18 protein-coding genes and 1 riboswitch are annotated in these 19,932 nt (G+C 47.0%); of the genes, 13 read left to right on the top strand and 5 right to left on the bottom strand.

The features are described 5' to 3' along the window. Positions 1-37: 37 nt before the first annotated feature. A complete protein-coding gene (locus BLW49_RS17325) occupies positions 38-1,123 on the bottom strand; it encodes a hypothetical protein (RefSeq protein WP_371264572.1) in 1,086 nt (361 codons plus the stop codon). A 328-nt stretch (positions 1,124-1,451) separates the two neighbouring features. Here BLW49_RS17325 and BLW49_RS17320 point away from each other — a divergent pair, with 328 nt between their 5' ends. Together BLW49_RS17320 and BLW49_RS17315 are read left to right on the top strand one after the other, a co-directional pair. Further along, positions 1,452-1,790, top strand: coding sequence for an RNA polymerase sigma factor (locus BLW49_RS17320; RefSeq protein WP_090725804.1), 339 nt, complete (start codon positions 1,452-1,454; stop codon positions 1,788-1,790). After that, positions 1,742-2,005, top strand: a complete 264-nt coding sequence (locus BLW49_RS17315) for a hypothetical protein (protein WP_076314857.1) — start codon at positions 1,742-1,744, stop codon at positions 2,003-2,005. Before BLW49_RS17320 ends, BLW49_RS17315 begins: the two co-directional genes overlap by 49 nt. Positions 2,006-2,240: 235 nt before the next feature. On the opposite strand, the gene BLW49_RS17310 is transcribed toward BLW49_RS17315, so the two are convergent. Beyond that, the gene (locus tag BLW49_RS17310) at positions 2,241-3,278 is read right to left on the bottom strand and encodes a LacI family DNA-binding transcriptional regulator (RefSeq protein ID WP_076314856.1); all 1,038 of its coding nucleotides are present in this window, start codon (positions 3,276-3,278) and stop codon (positions 2,241-2,243) included. A gap of 589 nt (positions 3,279-3,867) precedes the next feature. Here BLW49_RS17310 and BLW49_RS17305 point away from each other — a divergent pair. The 4 genes from BLW49_RS17305 (at position 3,868) to BLW49_RS17290 (ending at position 9,214) form a co-directional block, all read left to right on the top strand. Continuing rightward, on the top strand, positions 3,868-5,160 hold the full coding sequence (locus tag BLW49_RS17305) for a sugar ABC transporter substrate-binding protein (RefSeq protein WP_083656114.1): 1,293 nt from the start codon (positions 3,868-3,870) through the stop codon (positions 5,158-5,160). Positions 5,161-5,300: 140 nt separating this feature from the next. After that, on the top strand, positions 5,301-6,641 hold the full coding sequence (locus tag BLW49_RS17300; protein ID WP_047911639.1) for a carbohydrate ABC transporter permease: 1,341 nt from the start codon (positions 5,301-5,303) through the stop codon (positions 6,639-6,641). Then, positions 6,638-7,480: a sugar ABC transporter permease gene (locus tag BLW49_RS17295; protein ID WP_090725802.1), complete on the top strand. Its 843-nt coding sequence runs from the start codon at positions 6,638-6,640 to the stop codon at positions 7,478-7,480. Before BLW49_RS17300 ends, BLW49_RS17295 begins: the two co-directional genes overlap by 4 nt. A 6-nt stretch (positions 7,481-7,486) precedes the next feature. After that, a complete protein-coding gene (locus BLW49_RS17290) occupies positions 7,487-9,214 on the top strand; it encodes an alpha-amylase family glycosyl hydrolase (protein ID WP_090725799.1) in 1,728 nt (575 codons plus the stop codon). Positions 9,215-9,355: 141 nt separating this feature from the next. On the opposite strand, the gene BLW49_RS17285 is transcribed toward BLW49_RS17290, so the two are convergent. Both BLW49_RS17285 and BLW49_RS17280 read right to left on the bottom strand, forming a co-directional pair. Beyond that, the gene (locus tag BLW49_RS17285) at positions 9,356-9,997 is read right to left on the bottom strand and encodes a hypothetical protein (RefSeq protein ID WP_143042130.1); all 642 of its coding nucleotides are present in this window, start codon (positions 9,995-9,997) and stop codon (positions 9,356-9,358) included. 58 nt (positions 9,998-10,055) lie between these two features. Beyond that, complete coding sequence (locus BLW49_RS17280) at positions 10,056-10,952, bottom strand: LysR family transcriptional regulator (protein ID WP_177178770.1); 897 nt, start codon at positions 10,950-10,952, stop codon at positions 10,056-10,058. A 321-nt stretch (positions 10,953-11,273) separates the two neighbouring features. On the opposite strand from BLW49_RS17280, the gene BLW49_RS17275 reads away from it, so the two are divergent. The 7 genes from BLW49_RS17275 to sdaAA all read left to right on the top strand — a co-directional run bounded on the left by BLW49_RS17275 (position 11,274) and on the right by sdaAA (position 18,612). Continuing rightward, a complete protein-coding gene (locus BLW49_RS17275; RefSeq protein WP_090725793.1) occupies positions 11,274-12,221 on the top strand; it encodes a phosphate ABC transporter substrate-binding protein in 948 nt (315 codons plus the stop codon). Between the two features lie 156 nt (positions 12,222-12,377). Then, positions 12,378-13,310, top strand: coding sequence for a phosphate ABC transporter permease subunit PstC (pstC, locus tag BLW49_RS17270; protein WP_047911393.1), 933 nt, complete (start codon positions 12,378-12,380; stop codon positions 13,308-13,310). Further along, a complete protein-coding gene (gene pstA, locus BLW49_RS17265; RefSeq protein ID WP_047911641.1) occupies positions 13,310-14,206 on the top strand; it encodes a phosphate ABC transporter permease PstA in 897 nt (298 codons plus the stop codon). The genes pstC and pstA overlap by 1 nt, the downstream gene beginning before the upstream one ends. Before the next feature lie 39 nt (positions 14,207-14,245). Then, the gene (pstB, locus tag BLW49_RS17260) at positions 14,246-15,004 is read left to right on the top strand and encodes a phosphate ABC transporter ATP-binding protein PstB (protein WP_047911394.1); all 759 of its coding nucleotides are present in this window, start codon (positions 14,246-14,248) and stop codon (positions 15,002-15,004) included. A gap of 190 nt (positions 15,005-15,194) precedes the next feature. Next, entirely contained in the window at positions 15,195-16,439 is a 1,245-nt protein-coding gene (locus tag BLW49_RS17255) for an MFS transporter (RefSeq protein ID WP_047911395.1), read from the top strand. Positions 16,440-16,698: 259 nt separating this feature from the next. Continuing rightward, positions 16,699-16,811: riboswitch (glycine riboswitch) on the top strand. Positions 16,812-17,009: 198 nt separating this feature from the next. Then, entirely contained in the window at positions 17,010-17,705 is a 696-nt protein-coding gene (sdaAB, locus tag BLW49_RS17250; RefSeq protein ID WP_256209805.1) for an L-serine ammonia-lyase, iron-sulfur-dependent subunit beta, read from the top strand. Continuing rightward, a complete protein-coding gene (gene sdaAA / locus BLW49_RS17245) occupies positions 17,695-18,612 on the top strand; it encodes an L-serine ammonia-lyase, iron-sulfur-dependent, subunit alpha (protein WP_090725791.1) in 918 nt (305 codons plus the stop codon). The genes sdaAB and sdaAA overlap by 11 nt, the downstream gene beginning before the upstream one ends. A 216-nt stretch (positions 18,613-18,828) precedes the next feature. On the opposite strand, the gene BLW49_RS17240 is transcribed toward sdaAA, so the two are convergent. Beyond that, positions 18,829-19,851 (bottom strand): LLM class flavin-dependent oxidoreductase, encoded by a 1,023-nt coding sequence (locus BLW49_RS17240; protein WP_076314847.1) that lies wholly within the window; start codon positions 19,849-19,851, stop codon positions 18,829-18,831. Positions 19,852-19,932: the final 81 nt, after the last annotated feature.

The raw sequence follows: 19,932 nt of genomic DNA, 5'->3' as shown, positions 1-19,932 counted from the left end.
TGTTCAGATGCGTCGATCGGCACACTTAGACATTGAGCTAGACAATGGTGGTTACGTAGATGCCAAGCGGCGTGCTTGCACTGCCTGCCGTCATGTATTTGAAGCTGTAGGAGCTCTCACCCGGCGGAACCGTAATATCCGCGATCGGGCTGAGCTGGGTGTTGTTACGCAGCAGCGGAATTCCATAGGTCTTGCCATCAATCAGGGCAGCTCCAGCAAAGGCCCCGCCTCGAGGATTGACACGTATACGTACGGACGCTTCACTGTCCGTCTCATTCAGAATGGGAATGGTCACCTGATAGACAGCACCAAATTGTCCGCGATTCGTCAGTGAGTTCGGCAATGTACTATTCTCGGCGGTAAACAGCAGGTCAGCGGGCGCTTCTCCCGTGAGCTTGGTTCCTGCACATGTGCGGTAGTTCGCACTTTGTCCTATCCGGTATACAGGGGTAACGGCATCTGTTTCAGAGAATGTCCAGCTGCCGCGAGGATGTGCTTGAGGCGCTGGGCGGGGAGGTACAGGCTCTGTCGTAATTTCACGCAGATCCTTGTCCAGCAGTTTGGATGCGACGGTACGAATCTCATAATCCTGACTTCCCTTTCCATCCGCATGCTCCACTGTGAACTCATAGATAAATCCCGCGAGTACATCCTCCTCTACAATAAATTCCTCGATAAGTGCAACCCCAGTTCCAAATTTGTGATGATCAACGGGCTTGATCCGGTCAAGTGTTCCGCCAAGGCAGGATTTAGCAATGCATTGCCCAACATCTATAATCCAGCTGACCGTAGACGGTCCGAGGATTAGATCTCTCTCAATATGACGTACTTCAATCCGTTCCTTGTCTTTATTCTCAATCGTAACACCCAACTTAACGGGAGCACCCGTGCGATTGTAGTGCCATCCAAATATACGATGCTTCATGGAACGTTTTGATGTTTGGACAACATCATGCCACAGTGTTCCGTACTCAACCGGGAAGCTCTCGGCAGTCAGAGTTTCGGGGTTATCGCTCACCATTAAACGTCGTTCGTCTCCTCTTGAAGCCGAAGCGATATCGATGTTGATGTTCCCCGGTACAGTTAAAGTTTCTACAGGCAGATTGGTTTGTTTGCAGCTCATTATGTTCATCCTCCTACAATGTTTTTTTGTTGTTCCTTGAAACAATTTCATAGTACCTTTTGCAATGAGCTATGAATTTGTTTTCACTTATAAAGGAGTTTTAACCGTTCTTTTTACAACCTATTACACAAAAAAAGTTTTAAAACATTTTTCTACATCGAGGATATGGCGAAAATTCAAGAAAGAACAGCCAAGCAGCTGTACACTCAAGCGGTAGGAGATTAGAACTCTATTTTTGGGACTTGGAAGAAAGAGGGGGATCGATTATAATGTGCATAAAAATAAGAACACATGTTCTTGTTTTTCTAAATCGAAAGGTGGTATGAATATGGTTCAGACCGTTCAGTATTATCAACAGGAGCTTAAACGTATCGCTTGGCGTCTTGGTTATCGGGCCCGCTCGGAGCGCCGCAGGGAGATACCTATCATGCTGGAGCATGTGCATTTGTCTGCAAGCTCTCCTGAGCAGGAAGTCGACTCGAAGCTGTACGTTGAATATCTGCTGGGGCTGATTCCCTCCGAGACAGGCAAGCGAGTGGTCCGGTTGTTCTATATAGAAGGTCACAGTGAAGCAGAAATATCCAAACGAATGAATATAAGCCAGCAGGCGGTGAACAAATGGAAAAGAAAATCGATCCAGAGCATATCCCAGAGAATGAGTTCCTAAGGCTCGTGGCAGGAGTTAAGCAAGGAGATGAAGAGAGTATGGCCCGCATTATCGAGATGTTCGAAGAAGATATGCGGCTCTTAAGCCGGTATATTCCGATGCCCAAGGAGGATGCGCTGCAAAGTATGAAGCTCGAATTAATTGAGCTGATCAGAAACAGCACCCAGTATGAAGAGGAGCGTAACGAGAAGAAAGGCTCGGAAGAGAAGGAGTAGAGGAGGAAGTTTAGTCATTATGGTAGTTATTTGTTGCACGAATTACCCGCTGCCCGGGAGGACTGCGGGTACACTATTTTTTGTGCTACTATTAGTAAAATAGTGCAAATAAAGTTGTTTGCTCATATGTCGCTATTTCAATATTAATAATAAGTTGTTAACGTTATGCAAACGTTTGAACCGAAGCCGATTCTTTGGGTAGGGCTTCATTTGTTTCGCAAATTTCAACACATCATTATGTGGTTCTCATCACATTGTGCATGGAGGATTGTCTAACCATTAATCGGTGTGGAATGATGTGGCGCTTGCAGAACAGCGACTTGTCATCTCCTTGAATCGCCTGGATGAGTGCCTGTGATGCCACATATCCAAGATGGTATATCCCGATGTCTACACTGCTCAGTGGAGGGCTGTACAGCTCGGAGACTGCATTATTGTTAAAGCTGACAATACATAAGTCCTCAGGGACCTTATAGCCTAATTCATTTAACCCGCGAAGAACACCGAAGCTCACCACATCATCAATGACGACAAGGGCGGTTGGGCGTTCGGGAAGCGTCATGAAAAATGACATTGCTCGATACCCGCTCTCCTGCAGGAAATCATCTTCGACAATCCATTCTGATTTGGTAGAGAGTCCCGCTTCATGCATGGCTTTCTTATAGCCCTTCATCCGGTCTTTGGATACAATGAGGTTCTTTGGACCGCTGACAAAGCCTATTCGTTCATGGCCGAAGGATATGAGATGACGGGTTGCATCATAGGCGGCCTGTACATTGTCCGTATCGACTGATAATACATCCTGATACTGTTCATTACGTCCCACAAGTACAAATGGAAAGTCCAGATTATGCAAATATTCTACAACGGGATCATTTTGCCTGGAGTGAAGTAGTACCGCACCGTCAATTCGTCCGCCATGGACCAGTCTTCCAACAGCTTCGACTTCCTCCTGCTCATTGGCTCCCGAGCTGATCACAATATCGTAGCCTGACTTGTTGGCCTGGGATACAATTCCACGAATAAGCTCCATAAAGAAGGTGTTAAGGAACAGCTCTTCTGCCGGTTTGGGTAATATGACACCAATACTTTTGGTTGTTTTGGATACGAGGCTTTTTGCCATCATGTTCGGATGATAACCCAGCTCCGTCATGATCGTACGAACCTTACTGGCTGTCTTCTGGCTGATTCTCGGGTGCCCAGACAGGACACGTGATACCGTGGATGGTGATACCCCTGCCATCTTTGCCACGTCTTTGATCGTTACCGCCATTTATTTCACCTCCTCCATGGAACCGTTTGCGTTTTACCGATTATGTTAATCCATGAATTGCATGTTTGTAAATGAGATTTTTTTGCCCGCTGTGGAGATCATCATCAAAATTAAGTCGATTTAATACATACCCCGTAATAAATCCTAGAAACTCACACCATATATTTACCCCTGATCAAGGCATAATAAAAATTTTTGGTATAAAATACCTAGGTTTTACAAGTATAAATAGTAATAAATCAAGTAAATAGAAGTATAGAAACGGATAATGAAGATAACAAGGTGAAAGTATGAATAAAATGAGTAAATTTGGCTGAAAACGACATGTGCAAACGTTTTAACAAATTTGAATTCTCGGTTATGATTAGCTTGCTGATAAAGCGCTTACTTAACCTGAAACTTATCAATAACCTCTGAAATTTGAGTCAAGTGCCTATTGAAAGAGGAAAATGCTTACGATTGGGACAAACGTTTGCACAATTTCTAGATTAACAAAAACGCAAACATTTGTATGAAATCCAAAATTCTGAACAGGGGCTTGATCGGGTTAAGCGCATGCAGAACAAAAAGGGGAAGGGATGATTTACACATGAAAAAAGGTAAAAAATTTAGCTTTATGACACTCTCGCTTGCCATGACGGTCTTTTTGGCTGCATGCGGCACCGGTAACAATGCACCGGCCGAAACTGAACCAGCACCTGGGGCAGAGACACCACCTGCTGAAGTAGAGGAGCTGCTTCCTGAAGAAGGCGCTGAGCTTACCGTATGGGATGGCGGCGATCAAAAAGCATTTATTGAAGAAGTGGCGAAAGCATTTGAAGAGAAGCATGGAGTCAAAGTCACCTTCACTGAGCTTGGAGCTGACAAGGCAATGAGCCAGATGGTAACGGACGGACCTGCTGGTGTAGGCGCTGACGTATTCGCAGGCGTACATGATCAGATTGGTCAAGGGGTTACTGCAGGGGTTATTATGCCAAATGACTGGTTTGAAGAAGAGACCAAAGCGAGAAACAGCGAAGTGGCTGTTAATGCTCTGACATATGACGGAATTTTATATGGTTATCCAAAATCGGTTGAAACAACGGCTGTATTCTACAACAAAGATCTGATTGATGCTGTTCCTGCTGACTGGGATGGTGTGAAGGAGTTTGCAAGCACTTTTAATGATACGAAGAGCAATAAATTCGCAATTATGTGGGATGTAGGTAATGGTTATAACGCGTTCCCGTTCTTTGGCGGATATGGTTCTTATGTATTTGGAAGTGATGGTACAGATCCTACAGATATCGGCTTGAACAATGAGCAAGGAATTGAAGCAGCGACTTTCCTGCAAAGTCTGAAAGAAATCCTGCCGCTTAATTCCTCCAACATTAATGGTGACATCCGTAAATCCTTGTTCACGGAAGGCAAGCTGGCGATGAACGTATCAGGTCCTTGGGATGTGGGTTCTCTGAAGGAAGGTGTAGCTAATCTCGGAGTTGGCGTATATCCTAACCTGCCTAATGGTGAGCCGATGAAGCCGTTCTCTGGCGTGAAGAGCTATTTTGTAAATGCAAATACGAAGTACCCGAATGCGGCTAAACTGTTCGCTGACTATATTACAAATGCTGAGAACCAAACGAAGAACTTTGAAATGACAGGTGCGCTTCCTGCAAATACTGAAGCTGCAGCAAGTGAAGCGGTGAAGAGCGATGAGATTGCGTCTGCCTTCCTTACACAATTCGAGAATTCCATTCCTATGCCTTCCATTCCGGCTATGGCACAATTCTGGTCCCCAATGGAAGCAGCTCTGTCCGAGCTGTGGAATAACAACAAAGATCCTAAAGCAGCGATGGACAGCATGGTAGAACAAATGAAGAGCAACATTCAAACAGGTTCTTAATACGTAGATTAATATGTAGAAAAAGAAAAGAGGCCATCGCGTGAGACTTCAGTAACATGAGTTTCTCGCGGTGGCTCCATACCATCTATCGGAAGGAAGGGCTGGGACCATACATGAGTAGAGGACAATCACCGGCAATGATGTCAACCGGGAAGCCGCAGTCGGCTTCGGGGAGCCATGCCCGCACAGGCGCTATTTTATCAGCAGTATTCATGGGGCTTGGGCAATGGTATCACAGACAATGGGTAAAAGGCGCAATCTTTTTTCTAGTCGAAGTCATTAGTTTATATTTGATCATTACACAGCTGGGGGCCAATTTATGGGGGCTCGTAACACTTGGAGATTCACCTGCCAGAATGGAGAAGGTAGGACGACTATATCAAAATGTGCCGGGCGATCATTCCATATTCATGATGATATATGGGCTTGTGGCATTGATATACTTCGTGCTTCTTATTGCTTTTTACATTGGAAATATTAAGGATGCTCATCGTATCGGACAGCTCCGTGATCAAGGGAAGCAGGCACCATCCTTCCGCGAAACGGTAAAGCAGCTGCTGGACAAAGGCTTCCCGTATCTGCTGCTGTCACTTCCGACCATCGGTGTGCTCTTTTTTACTATATTACCGATTTTGTTCATGGTCCTGATGGCCTTCACGAATTATTCCGCTCCTGACCATATCCCGCCGAAGAATCTTGTGGATTGGGTCGGCTTCGATACCTTTAAGAATCTCTTTACGCTGACGGCTTGGAGCAATACCTTCTTTGGCGTATTGATCTGGACTATTATCTGGGCGATTGTGGCTACGGTAACGACGTATTTTGGAGGTATCCTGGTCGCATTGCTCATTCAGCAGCACGGTATTCGCTTCAAGACGATGTGGCGGACGATTTTCATTATCCCGTATGCGATACCACAGTTCATCTCGCTGCTGATTATGAAGAACCTGTTCAATTCGCAATTTGGACCAATCAATCAGTATTTAGGCATGCTGGGACTTGGCGGGCTGCCGTGGCTGAATGATCCATTCATGGCCAAAGTCACCGTTATCCTCGTCAATATGTGGATTGGTATTCCGGTATCCATGATTCTTGTGCTTGGTGTGCTTACAGCGATTCCGAAGGATTTGTATGAAGCGGCCGAAGTAGACGGTGCTTCTGCATTCCAGAAATTCCGTAACATTACAATGCCCTTTGTATTATTCCAGACTGCACCGATTCTGATCATGCAGTTTGCGGGTAACATCAATAACTTTAACGTCATCTTCCTGTTGACCGGAGGTGCTCCGGCGAACGGTGACTACGCATTTGCGGGTAGTACAGACCTTCTCGTAACGTGGCTTTACAAGCTGACGCTGGATAATCAAAGGTACAACTTTGCATCTGCGATCGGCATTCTCATATTCTTAATCATCGCCTCGTTCTCGATCTATAACTATCGCAGAAGTCGTTCGTTTAAAGAGGAGGATATGATTCAATGAAGAGAAAAAAACGGATTAAGCTCACCTTCAGTTATATTTTGCTGATTCTGATCGCCATCGTATGTATATATCCTGCTCTATGGATTATTATGTCCTCCTTTAAAGTCGGGGATTCCTTATACAGTGAGACGATCATACCTGAACAGTTTACACTTCAGCACTATAAAGATCTGTTTTTGCCGCAGGCAGACAAGGACATTCCTTTTCTCCAGTGGTATTGGAACACGTTGAAGATTGCGGTCACCAGCATGGTGCTCGGTACGATTATCCAAGTGCTTACTGCCTATGCGATGTCTCGGTTCCGGTTCAAGGGACGTAAGACGGCCATGTCAGTTATCCTGATTCTTGGGATGTTCCCAGGTTTCATGAGTATGATTGCGGTATACGTAATGCTCCTGCAAATGAATTTGCTTGATTCAGCGTGGGCTCTTATTCTGGTGTATACATCGGGTGCAGCACTCGGTATGTTTGTAGCGAAGGGCTTCTTCGATACCATTCCGCGTGCACTTGAAGAATCGGCATTGCTCGATGGGGCAAGTCATATGAGAATTTTTGTTTCTATTATACTGCCGTTATCGAAACCAATTATTACGTACATTTCTTTGATGACATTCAGCGGAGCATGGGTGGACTTTATATTTGCCAGACTGATCCTGCGCTCACGTGAAAATTGGACATTGGCCGTCGGCTTGTATGAGCTGGTGAACAGCTACACAAGTACCGAATTTACGCTGTTTGCGGCGGGATCTGTTCTCGTAGCCCTGCCGATTACACTCCTATACATGTTCCTGCAGCGCTTCTTGGTGGATGGCTTGACTGCGGGAGCAACGAAAGGATGAGGCTCTATGGCGCCGCGCCATCTGCTTGGGTTAAACAAACGATTTGCTTATCCCGCCATTGTTCTCTTAATGGCTTGCATGCTGGCTGCGTGCAGCAGTAAAGGAGTAGAACAGACGCCGCAGCAAGGAGAAGACCCTGCTGCGGCAGGTACCGAAGCTGGGCAGAAGAGCGCGGATGAGAATGATCTAGCCGAGGAATCTGAAGCAGGGGGACAAGGTAAAGCTGAGCTTGCTGCCCTTGAACAGCCGTCAACCGTTTATTATGAAATCTTTGTTCGTTCCTTCTATGATTCGGATGGGGATGGGATCGGGGATTTGAACGGAATTACGGAGAAGCTGGACTACTTAAATGATGGTCAGCCCGGCGGAGATGATCTTGGTGTGGGAGGCATCTGGCTGATGCCAATCAATCCCTCTCCAAGCTATCATGGATATGATGTAACGGATTATTATGATGTCCATCCTGATTATGGAACGAAGGATGACTTGAAGCGCCTGCTGGATGAAGCGCATGAGCGGGGCATCAAGGTCATTATGGATCTGGTCGTCAATCATACGAGCACAGAGCACCCGTGGTTTAAGGAATCGAGTACTTCCTCGGATAGTGCATACCGTGACTGGTACAGCTGGGCGGAGGACACTGGCGAGAATACAACAGGCATGAGTGCCGCAGGCAGTGGACCGGCTTGGCACGAACTTGGCGGCAATCATTATTTGGGTACCTTCTGGAGTGGAATGCCTGATCTCAACTTCGATAATGAAGAAGTTCGAACTGAGATGCTGAGGATCGGTCAGTACTGGCTGGAATTCGGTTTTGACGGCTTCCGGCTCGATGCAGCAAAGCATATCTACGAAGATGTGCAGAGCGATCGAAGTGCTGAGACAACGGCGAAGAATGTCTCTTGGTGGCAGGAGTTTAGAACGGCGATGAATGAGGTCAAGGAAGATGCCTATATTGTTGGAGAGGTGTGGGAGAACTCCCCGGTCTCTGTAGCACCTTACTTGGACAATGCGTTTGATTCGGGATTCAACTTCGGTCTGGCAGATCAAATCATTCGTACGGTGTCGAGCGAAACGAACGGCGGATTTGTAACTCAGCTGACCCGTAATTACGAGCTGTTTAATGAGAAGTCTGGCGGAGCATTTGTTGATGCCGTCTTTCTGGCCAATCACGATCAGAATCGCGTCATGAGTCAGCTGGGCGGATCGGCAGATCATGCACAAATGGCGGCATCCATTCTATTGACTCTTTCCGGTAATCCCTTCATCTATTATGGTGAGGAGATTGGGATGGAAGGTGCCAAGCCGGATGAGCAGATTCGCGAGCCGATGCTATGGTATCAGGCAGAGGCCGGTGAGGGACAGACGACCTGGCAGACACCGAAGCATAATCTGGGCGAGGCTGCTGTTAGTGTCGAGAGTCAGCTGCAGGACAGCTCATCCCTTCTGTCTCACTATCGTGAACTGATCGATTGGAGAAATGGAAGCAGAGCCCTTACAGATGGGACTATTGCCGATTATGATCTGGATGACGATCAATTGCTAGGGTATGTCAGGGCAGCAGAGGGTGAGCGGGTGCTTGTCCTTCATAACCTCTCTAATGAGGAGAAGGAAGTTGTTCTGGACGATTCAGAAGTGAAGTATACCGAGCTTATACATGCCACGAATGCTGAAGTGCAATGGACAGATCAGACATTGACGCTGCCACCCTATACTTCAGTGATTTTACAATAATTCAGCTATCTTATAATGAAGAAAGACCCTCTCTGTAGCGCCGAGTCCATTTCCTTGACCAGGGCCATGCAGGAGAGGGTCTTTCTTTCTCGTTATTGAGACAAAGGACAGGCAGAAGCAGAGAAACGGGCAGCTATCTGATCAATAGCACTGCACATATAGAATTTGCCAAGTTGGAAATGCCTGAATAATCGGGAAGGGCTGCGTCTGAAGCAGTACGGTTACCCCTGGATTGGTGAAGAGAACAATACCAAGACGAACAGTTAAGTTAAAAGGATTCGGTCCGGTGATCAAGACGGCCCAGCGGTACGTACAATAAGGCAGCAACCAAGGGAAGCGGGCGCTGCGATATTCGGTCTGCTCTGCTTCCGTATCCTCTGAGTAAGCAGGTGCCTCTTCTGGTCTTGGCCCGCCTAAGCCAGGGAGAAGATTGCCTAGAATTCCTCCAGGAGAACCGATCCCGCTTGGTCCGCCAATTCCTCCAATGGAAGAAGAGCCTATTCCACCTGAAAGGATCTGCCAGGCGGAGCCCCCAGGTCCTGTCTGTTGACTGGACTGAGCAACTAAGCTTTGCGCCTGTGCCGGATTTGAAGTTAACTGCTGATACTGTTGAATGGCTTGAAATGGAGGACTCGGCAATGAGGTAAGTATATTAGAAGGAACGGCTTGAGTAGCATTCGGTGTGGCAGCTAAGCTTGCAACATTAATAGACCCTAGCAAACTTTGAAGTGAACTAGTTCCGCCTCCTGCCACTGAAGGGGGAAATATCGGTATGAATGACAATTGAATCAGCTCCCATCCTGTAACTTGGTGCATACGCCCATGTTCTTATATATATGGATTAGGGAGCTTCTGGGTTCCTATGATCGTGGCTGAGAAAGGACCAAAATTGTTGACCTGCTGGTGTTAGCTCGTTCATTTTAGATAATGTCACGCACATCATGACATCCTCCTTCGATAGACCGGGGATCGGGAGCTTTGCGACTCGACTATCTGCAGATCGTACAGCACTTGCCGGAAAAAAAGTAATCGCTTTGCCTGCAGCAACCATATTTACAGCTGCTTCGGGTGTCGCTGCATACACTCTCTCCCACAAATGAGCTCCCGTGATCTGTGTAAAACGCTCCATTCGCTCGGATATCCATCCGCAGCTCTCATAATTCACAAACATATACTTACTGAGTTCTCCAGGATGTAAATCTGGCTCTTGCGTAAAGGGGTGGTTCTCCGGGACGAGAAGAATCAGTTCATCTGTTTGAATCAAAACCTTATCAGAAGACTCCTCTAATGGGCTGCCCAGCTTGTCCAGCCTGGCCGCAATAAAGTTCTCCTCACTGCCTGGATCTGATACCTCATCAAACAAGCGGTTTGAAATCCGGATGCCCGGATATTGATCTGCAAATTCTGCGATAAGACTAGATAGATAATAGCTCGAGACAAGGGGATCTGATTTGATCTGAAGACTTCCTTGATTCAGCTCAGTGAACAGCTGTGCGGTCCGCCGTGCCGTCTGATCCAGATTGATCATTTGCTTAGCATAGGGCAGGATGGCTTTTCCCGCTTCGGTAAGCATGATTCTTCCCCGTGCTGAGATAAATAGAGCAGTCCCCATATCCTTCTCAAGGCTCTTCATATGAAAAGAAACCGTGGGCTGCTTCATATCAAGCTCCTTGGCGACATCCGTAACTTTGTTCCACTTATCTATTAACACAAGGATTTGAAATTTGATTAAATTCATTACCATGTTCCTCCTGGTTGAAGCTTTGACATTTGTAAACGAACTTTTAACATCAACATATAGTGATATTGTTAAAATAGACGCAACATTTGGGATATAAGCTCATAAATAGGTTCATTATAAGAGAGATTGCAGGTAAAAAGGCGTGCTTCTTTATATCTATTATAGATTTATTATATGTTTTAATAGATTTCATGTATACATATTTAATACACATTTAACAAAGGATAAATTTTAAGATGATGCACCGCCACTAGAATGAATAATGTAAGTGGTGAACACAAATAAGACCACACACAAATTGGGGGAGGACAACCTAACATGTTCAAAAGAGTTAAGAAATTACCTTTAATGATGACTACACTAGCGATGACCGTCGTACTCGCAGCCTGCGGATCAGGTACAAGTACGAGCGGATCTGGAGATACAGACCCAGCAGGAAGTTCTAATGGAGGCGGAGAAGCAACACAGCTTAGCGGTTCCGTGCTTGCAGTAGGATCTACAGCGCTTCAGCCGCTTGTTGACCAAGCTGCACAAGACTTCATGATGGTAGAAGGCAATGAGAACATCACGGTTCAAGTTCAAGGCGGCGGTAGCGGTACGGGTCTTACACAAGTCGCTGATAAGCAAGCAGACATCGGTAACTCCGACGTATTTGCTGAAGAGAAGCTAGAAGCTGATCAAGCATCGCAACTTGTTGATCACCAAGTAGCTGTCGTTGGTATGGCAGCTGTAGTAAACAAAGAAGTAGGCGTGACAGATCTGACTAAACAACAGCTGTCCGATATCTTCAACGGTAAAGTAACGAACTGGAGTGAAGTTGGTGGAGCGGATCAAGATATCGTCATCATCAACCGCCCAGCAAGCTCTGGTACACGTGCTACTTTTGAGAAATATGCACTTGGCGGAGCTGCTCCTGACCTTGAAGGATCCATCCAAGAAGAATCCTCAGGTAACGTTAAGAAGCTCGTAACAGAAACTCCTGGTGCAATCGGCTACCTTGCATTGTCCTACTTGGATGACACGCTGACTGCAGTTAAATATGAAGGTATTGAAGCAACAGTTGAAAACATTGAATCTGGTGAATATCCAGTGTGGGCTTACCAGCATATGTACACAAACGGCGAGCCGAATGAAGTAACAAAAGCATTCCTTGACTACATGGTTTCTGACGAAGTTCAGAACACTTATGTTGTAGAGCTTGGTTACATCCCGGTTAGCGGTATGCAAGTTGAGCGTGACGTAGAAGGTAACATCACTAAAAAATAATGCTGAAAACGAATTAAGCGGTATGAAATTGTGATTTCTATCATGATTTCGTACATGACCTAATGAGAAGAGGCGGGCAAATTTGCCCGACCTCTTTCGTTCGGTTAACGAGATGATATACAAATTATACTAAAATGATTCAAAAGGATGGTTTAGATGAGCCTAACGAAGAGGGAGCCGGCGCTTGAGTCCGGTGAACAGTCTCGTCCCAAGCGGGAGAAGCATTTCTACGAGGATTGGATCGGTAAAATATATACTTCCATCTGTGTAGTTTTCCTTATCGTCGTCATTGTATCAATTGTTTATTTTGTAGCCTCCAAAGGGCTTGCTACCTTCTTTGTTGACGGCGTAAGCGTCAAAGAATTTTTTACATCAGCAACATGGAGTCCAACATCTGATCCGGCTTCTTACGGGGCTCTGCCATTCATTGTCGGCTCCTTCGCTGTTACAATTCTGGCAGCACTGATTGCAAGTCCCTTGGCGCTCTGTGCGGCACTATTTATGACCGAGATTGTACCTGGCAAGGGCAAGCGAATACTGCAGCCAGCCATTGAGCTCCTGTCCGGTATTCCTTCGGTTGTCTATGGTTTTGTTGGTCTGAGTGTCATCGTTCCGTTACTGCGTTCAATCTTTGGAGGTACAGGGGTTGGTATTCTTGCAGGATGCCTAGTCTTATCCGTCATGATTCTTCCTACCATTACAAGTATTATGGCAGATGCGATTACGTCTCTTCCTGGAGGACTCCGTGAATCCTCATACGCGCTCGGAGCTACTCGCTGGCAGACCATTGCCCGTGTTGTTATTCCGACAATGCTTCCTGCGCTCCTGACGGGTGTTGTGCTCGGTATGGCGCGTGCGTTTGGTGAAGCGCTGGCAGTACAGATGGTCATCGGTAACGCTCCATTTGTTCCAACTTCATTACTGGAGTCAGCATCAACACTAACGAGTGTAATTACGCTTAGCATGGGTAACACGGCAATGGGTTCAGTACACAACAATGCATTGTGGAGTATGGCACTTGTCCTGCTGATTATGACCTTCTTGTTCGTCCTGCTGGTGCGTTTGCTTGAAAGGAGAAACCGGGTATGATGAAACCAAAAACAGCCGACAAATTAGCTACTGGCATCATCATCGCTTTCGCTGTATTTATTATTGCGATCTTGGTGGGATTGATCGGTTATATTATATTCCGCGGCGTCAGTCATATCAGCTGGGACTTCCTTACCAGCCGGCCGCAAAATCTTCGCGGAGGAGGCGGTATTGGGCCGCAGCTCTTTAACTCCGTGTTCCTGCTTGTCTTGACCCTGATCATTACCATTCCGCTCGGCTGGGGAGCCGGTATTTATATGGCGGAATATGCGAAGCCAGGCAAAATTACAAACTTTATTCGATTGGTTGTTGAAGTACTGTCTTCGTTCCCTTCCATCGTTATCGGTTTGTTCGGTTTGTTATTACTTGTTAACACCTTTGGATTTGGCTTCTCGCTCTTGTCTGGTGCACTCGCGCTGGCGGTATTTAATCTGCCGCTGATGGTGCGTACAACAGAGCAGGCCTTCCGTTCTGTTCCAACGGCACAGAAGGAGGCAGGTCTTGCACTCGGCTTGTCCAAGTGGAAGATCATTACTTCCATTCTGCTTCCTGTTGCTCTGCCCAGCATGATTACCGGTACGATTCTTGCTGCCGGACGGATCTTCGGTGAAGCGGCAGCCCTGATGTATACAGCCGGTATGAGTAGTCCGCCGCTTGACTTTACGGACTGGAACCCGTTCAGCGAAAGATCACCGCTGAATCCGATGCGTCCGGCAGAAACACTTGCCGTGCATATATGGAAAGTAAATAGTGAGCAGCTTGCGCCTGATGCGGTTGAGATTGCGGCAGGAGCTTCAGCTGTGCTCGTTATCCTTGTTCTCATCTTTAACCTGCTTGCGCGCTGGCTTGGACGCGTTGTATATCGCAAGATGACAGCAGCTAAGCGTATGAACTAGTAGAATCGGCTTTTTGTATATAGGGAGGTACTTTGAATAATGCCACAACAACCTTTTAGCACAGAGGATCTGAGTGTTTTTTACGGCGAGAAAGAAGCGGTGAAGGGAATCAGCATGGAGTTCCCGAAGAATACCGTAACGGCCTTGATCGGTCCTTCTGGATGCGGTAAATCCACATTCCTGAGATCTTTGAACCGAATGAATGATGAGATCGCAGGGGCTCGCGTTACAGGTCATATCTGGATGGACGGCAAAGACTTGAATGCGCCAGGCACAGATGTTATCAAGCTTCGGCAGAACATCGGAATGGTGTGGCAGAAGCCAAACCCGTTCCATAAATCGATCTATAACAATATTGCATTTGGTCCGAAATACCGTGGTATGAAGAAGAAGAAGGATCTGGACGAAATTGTGGAGAAAAGCCTGCGTCGTGCCGCTCTGTGGGACGAGGTTAAAGATCGGCTGAACGATTCTGCCCTGGCACTGTCGGGTGGACAACAGCAGCGTCTATGCATCGCTCGCGCACTGTCGGTCGAGCCGCAAATATTGCTGCTGGATGAGCCGGCCTCGGCACTAGACCCGGTATCTACAGGTAAGATTGAAGAGCTGATTACAGAGCTCAAGAAAGATCTGCGTATCGTTATTGTTACTCATAACATGCAGCAGGCAGCACGAATTTCCGATTTTACAGCGTACTTCTTCCTGGGCAATCTCATGGAACGTGATGTAACCGAGAAAATCTTCTCCAATCCGGAGAACCAATCGACTCAAGAATATATTATGGGACGTTTCGGCTGATCCAAAATCATCGAGTATTCATAATATTCAGAAGAGCACAGCTTATTTACGGCTTCATGAGCCGAGGCTGTGCTCTTTTTGCATAGTAGTCCGTTGAGTCAGGTTATTAGAGAGAGGGTTTGAATGGATAAATATAGAAAAAGTATAAATAAGCTTCTTCAATCCAATGCTAACCTGAAAGGGACTATTTATGGAGCAATCATTCGCCAATTGGCGTCGAAAAGGCTTGCTGCTTGGAAGTATCGGGATCTCCAGGATTGGAGATTTTGTCTATCTCATTGCGATTAACGTGTTGATTCTGAATATGACGGGTTCTCCTGCAGCCGTTGCAGGATTATGGATCATTGCACCAGCAGCCTCACTACTGACGAAATTCTGGGCTGGAAGCTTGGTGGATCGATACAATCAGCGGCAGATTATGATCATTACTGATTTGATCCGGACTGTATTTGTAGCTGCCCTCCCGCTGCTGCCCGAGCTGTGGATGATTTATGCCTGCCTGATGATTAACAGTATGGCCTCTTCTATTTTTCAACCGGCTTCGATGACCTATATCGTTAGACTTGTACCAGCAGCAGAACGCAAGCAGTTTAATGCTTTTCAGGGTTTAACGACCTCGGGGGCTTTTCTGGTGGGTCCGGCCATTGCCGGGGTGCTGCTCATATATATGAAGCCTGATATTGCGATCTATATTAACGCAGCATCCTTCTTGATATCAGCCTTCTTGTTATCGCTGCTCCCCAAGCTACCTATAGAGGTGCAAGAGGGAGAAGCGGCAGGACAGAGGATAACATATCGCATGATAGCAGCTGATTGGAGCGGTGTAATGAAGTTCAGTAGATCTAACGCATATGTCATATTTGTCTACAGCCTGTTTCATTTTATTTTACTGCTAGGTATGGCGCTGGACTCACAGGAGGTTGTGTTTATTCGCAGTACCCTTAAGATGTCTGAGCTGGAATACGGATTGATTGTCAGTCTGACAGGAGCAGGAAGTGTCGCCGGAGCATTTCTGAATTCAATCTTAGCAAAATGGATTCCAGTCAAACATATGCTGGGAGGGGGAATGCTGCTTGTATCTGCAGGGTATCTGATCTTCTCCATCTCGAATTCATTCGTATGGGCTGCAGCTGGTTTCATCCTACTGGGCTTTTTCTCGTCTTTCTCCAATACGGGTCTGGCGACCTTTTATCAAAATAATGTTCCTGCAGCCATGATGGGCAGGGTAACAAGCATATTCGGCCTGATGGTTAGTCTGCTTCAGATAGCTGCTATTATAACGTTTGGTGTTATTGCCGAGCTCGTGTCGCTGCGTTACGTCTATTTTACAGTATCGATCGTGCTTGTCCTTCTATCGTTGTTGCTCTGGTTAATTAGTCTTCAGCGTTCGAGAGGCGGCTATTTCGATGAAGACAAGTCACAGATTAGATTGTAGGACAGACTAACATGAGCGTATGCAATGGCATTAACAGGGGTAGAAGTATAAGCGAATTAGAAAGAATGCGCATAATATATGATCAGAACAAGAGTGAATATTATCTGAATTCAATACTGCTGTGTAAGGAAATATAACGCAACTCATTTCTATACCAGGCCTCTTCGTTACTTTTGTTGACATGCGGTCAGCTTATCGATTAATCTGTTTATAGTAAATTTATAATTTCAAATAAGTTCAAAATGAATAGAACAGCGGATGAAGATCAATGGGAGAGATCGCGTGGGGAAACCACGGGACACCGAAGGAGCAAGCTGATAAGCACCCGGCTTATACAGCAGAATCTCTCAGGTAGAAGAACCTTGATTCGACGCAACTCTGGAGAGAGCCGATGCGCCGCCAAAGGGGTAAGTGAGAGTGAGGGCGGATTTCGATGCGCCGGCCACTTCTGACGAAACTTTCAGGTACCAGGACAGAGAGAGGGGATTACACCCTTACTCTGTCCTTTTTTGCGTGGAAGAACGGATATTTCTGCACAATATAAGATAGAACAATACGAAATGGGGAGTTATGATGACAAGGTTCAAGGATGTATTCTCAATTATCGGACCGGCAATGACGGGACCGTCCAGCTCCCATACTGCAGGGGCTGTTAGACTTGGGCGTATCGCCAGGCAGTGGCTTGGAACGAGACCAGAAAAAGCAAAAATGATATTATACGGCTCATTTGCCGACACTTATACCGGACATGGAACAGATCTGGCGCTGATCAGTGGACTGATGAATATGGCTACCGATGATGAGCGGATACCGAATGCAGAGGAATGGGCTGAGAAGCTGGGAATGGAATATGAGTTTGTCACGAGTGGTCTTCCGGCGGCACATCCGAATACCGTCAAATTTGAGCTGTCTGCAGGCGAACGGGCTTGTACGATGGTGGGAGCCTCTATTGGTGGAGGAAACGTTACCGTCTCTTTATTGGATGATTTTCGTGTGCAGCTGACAGGTGATTTTCCTGCGGTGGTATTGAGACACTCGGACAAAGCCGGAGTCATCGCTTCGGTAACATCTGCGATAAGTGAGTCCGGTGTTAACATTGGCTTCATGCAGGTCGATCGTAAGGGCCGGGATGGGGAAGCACTGACAGCGATGGAGACAGACACGATACCGGCCTCTGACGTGCTCATCAGGCTGAAGTCTCTGCCTCATATTTATGATATCAAGGTCATTGATTTGAAGAAGGGGGACGATACGGATGCGGTTTAAGCACTTAAAGGATCTGAATGCAATCTGTACGGCAGAAGGCAAGACACTAGCTGAGCTGATGATTGAAGAACAGGTGAAGGAGACCGGAACACCAGAGGCTGAGGTTGTGAGGCAGATGTCGGATTACTATCAGGTCATGAAGCAGGCTGTGAATAAAGGGATGAACGAGGATACAACCTCGCGCAGTGGACTGACGGGTGGAGACGGCCAGCGGGTCCGCCATTATTTGCAGAACAATCAGAGCTGCTCGGGTGACGCCTCTACACTTGCTATGGCCTATGCGCTTGGTGTGTCGGAAGTGAATGCTTCCATGGGAAGAATTGTGGCAACGCCTACGGCGGGTTCGGCAGGCATCATTCCCGGTGTATTCGTAAGTGCACAGGAGCGTTTTGGCTGGGAAGATGAGCATATGGTTAATGGCTTATTCTCTGCTGGGGCCATTGGTTATGTCATTGCCAACAATTCCTTCATATCGGGTGCCGAGGGAGGATGTCAGGCAGAAGTCGGATCAGCGATCGGGATGGCAGCAGGGGCAATGGTTGAGCTGCGAGGCGGAACACCGGAGCAGGTCGTGCACGCGGTCGGCTTAGCTCTGAAAAATACACTTGGATTGATCTGCGATCCGGTGGCAGGGCTGGTTGAGATTCCGTGTATTGTACGAAACGGATTGGGGGCAGTTACAGCGCTTGCAGCTGCAGATATGGCCCTCGCAGGGGTGCGAAGCGCGATTCCTTCTGACGAAGTCATCGACGTCATGCTTGAGGTGGGGAGCGCAATGCCGAGTCGGCATCGGGAGACCGCACAGGGCGGACTTGCACAGACGCCAACGGGCAAGAAGCTGACGAAACAGCTGGCAGACACGAAGAAGGAAAAAACCAAGCCTAAGAAAGCGGTAGATGAAGCTTAATGAGGTGGATTCAAGAGTTGAAGCATACTGGTGTAAATTCAGGAGCCTAAGAATATGGAACGGTTAAATCCACCGTGTGCCAAGGAATATACCGAGCTCCACTGTGGTGTATCTCTTGTGTAACACTGCAAAATATAAAAAATGCCAAGACGATGTATAGGGGAATCTAATTCATTTGAAATCCCTATTTCGTCTTGGCTTTTTTACTTGTTCTTATTACGCTTGGTTAAATATTTCACTGAGCAGCTTAATCGAATGTAATCTTGCCTGATGATCATAGATCGGGCTGGTTACAATGAACTCATTAGCGCCGGTTTGCTTCAGCATTTGATTCAATTGATCACGGACACTGTCCTTATCTCCCATGACAGAATAGCGGAGCTGTCCTTTTACAATGGCTTTCTCTTGCATATTCCAGTCCAGTTCGTCAACGGGAGGCTGCATGAGACCGAAGCGCCCACGGATCATATTGAGGAATTGCTTCTGATGTGAAGTCGCAAGCTTATGGGCTTCCGCATCTGTCTCTGCCACAAAAGCGTTCAGAGCGACCATAGCATAAGGCTCCTCTAGCACTTCTGAAGGCTGGAAGTTGTTATAGTAGTAATCCAGCGCAGGCAGCAGATAGTCTGGAGCGAAATGGCTGGCAAAAGAAAACGGGAGACCTTTGCGAGCCGCGAGCTCAGCACTGAAGCCGCTTGACCCGAGCAGCCAGATCGGGATGTCGAGTCCACGTCCTGGATATGCATGCACCTGCATTGATGAGGTCGAGGTCGGCTTAAAATAATGCTGCAGCTCCTCAAGGCGCTGCGGGAAATCCTGACCGTCACTTCCTGGTCCGCGGCGAAGCGCGCGAGATGTCAGCTGGTCAGAACCTGGAGCGCGTCCAAGGCCAAGATCAATACGTCCCGGATACAGAGATTCAAGTGTACCAAATTGCTCTGCAATAACGAGAGGGGCATGGTTCGGCAGCATAATACCGCCAGAGCCGACACGAATACGCTTCGTCCCGCCTGCAATATGTCCGATGACTACAGAAGTTGCGGAGCTTGCAATCCCCGGCATGTTATGATGCTCGGCCAGCCAGAAACGGTTATATCCAAGCTCGTCTGCATGCTGAGCCAGCTCAAGGGAGTTCTTCAGCGCACTGCTGATGTTGGACCCTTCTGTTACTGTCGCCAGATCCAGAATGGAGAAGGGAATCTCCTCTAATTTCTTATGGGTTGTAGATTCAGTAGTCATTGATTTGTAGTAAGCCTCCTTGTAGTTAAGATGTATCGTTAATCTTTCGAGATAAGGCACAAAAAGAATAGCATTTCCATT

Origin of the sequence: Paenibacillus sp. PDC88, from assembly GCF_900106725.1 — a bacterium.
Lineage (GTDB): Bacteria > Bacillota > Bacilli > Paenibacillales > Paenibacillaceae > Paenibacillus > Paenibacillus shunpengii.
The sequence above is the reverse complement of the archived record's forward strand: the minus strand, read 5'-3'. Positions and strand labels throughout refer to the sequence as shown.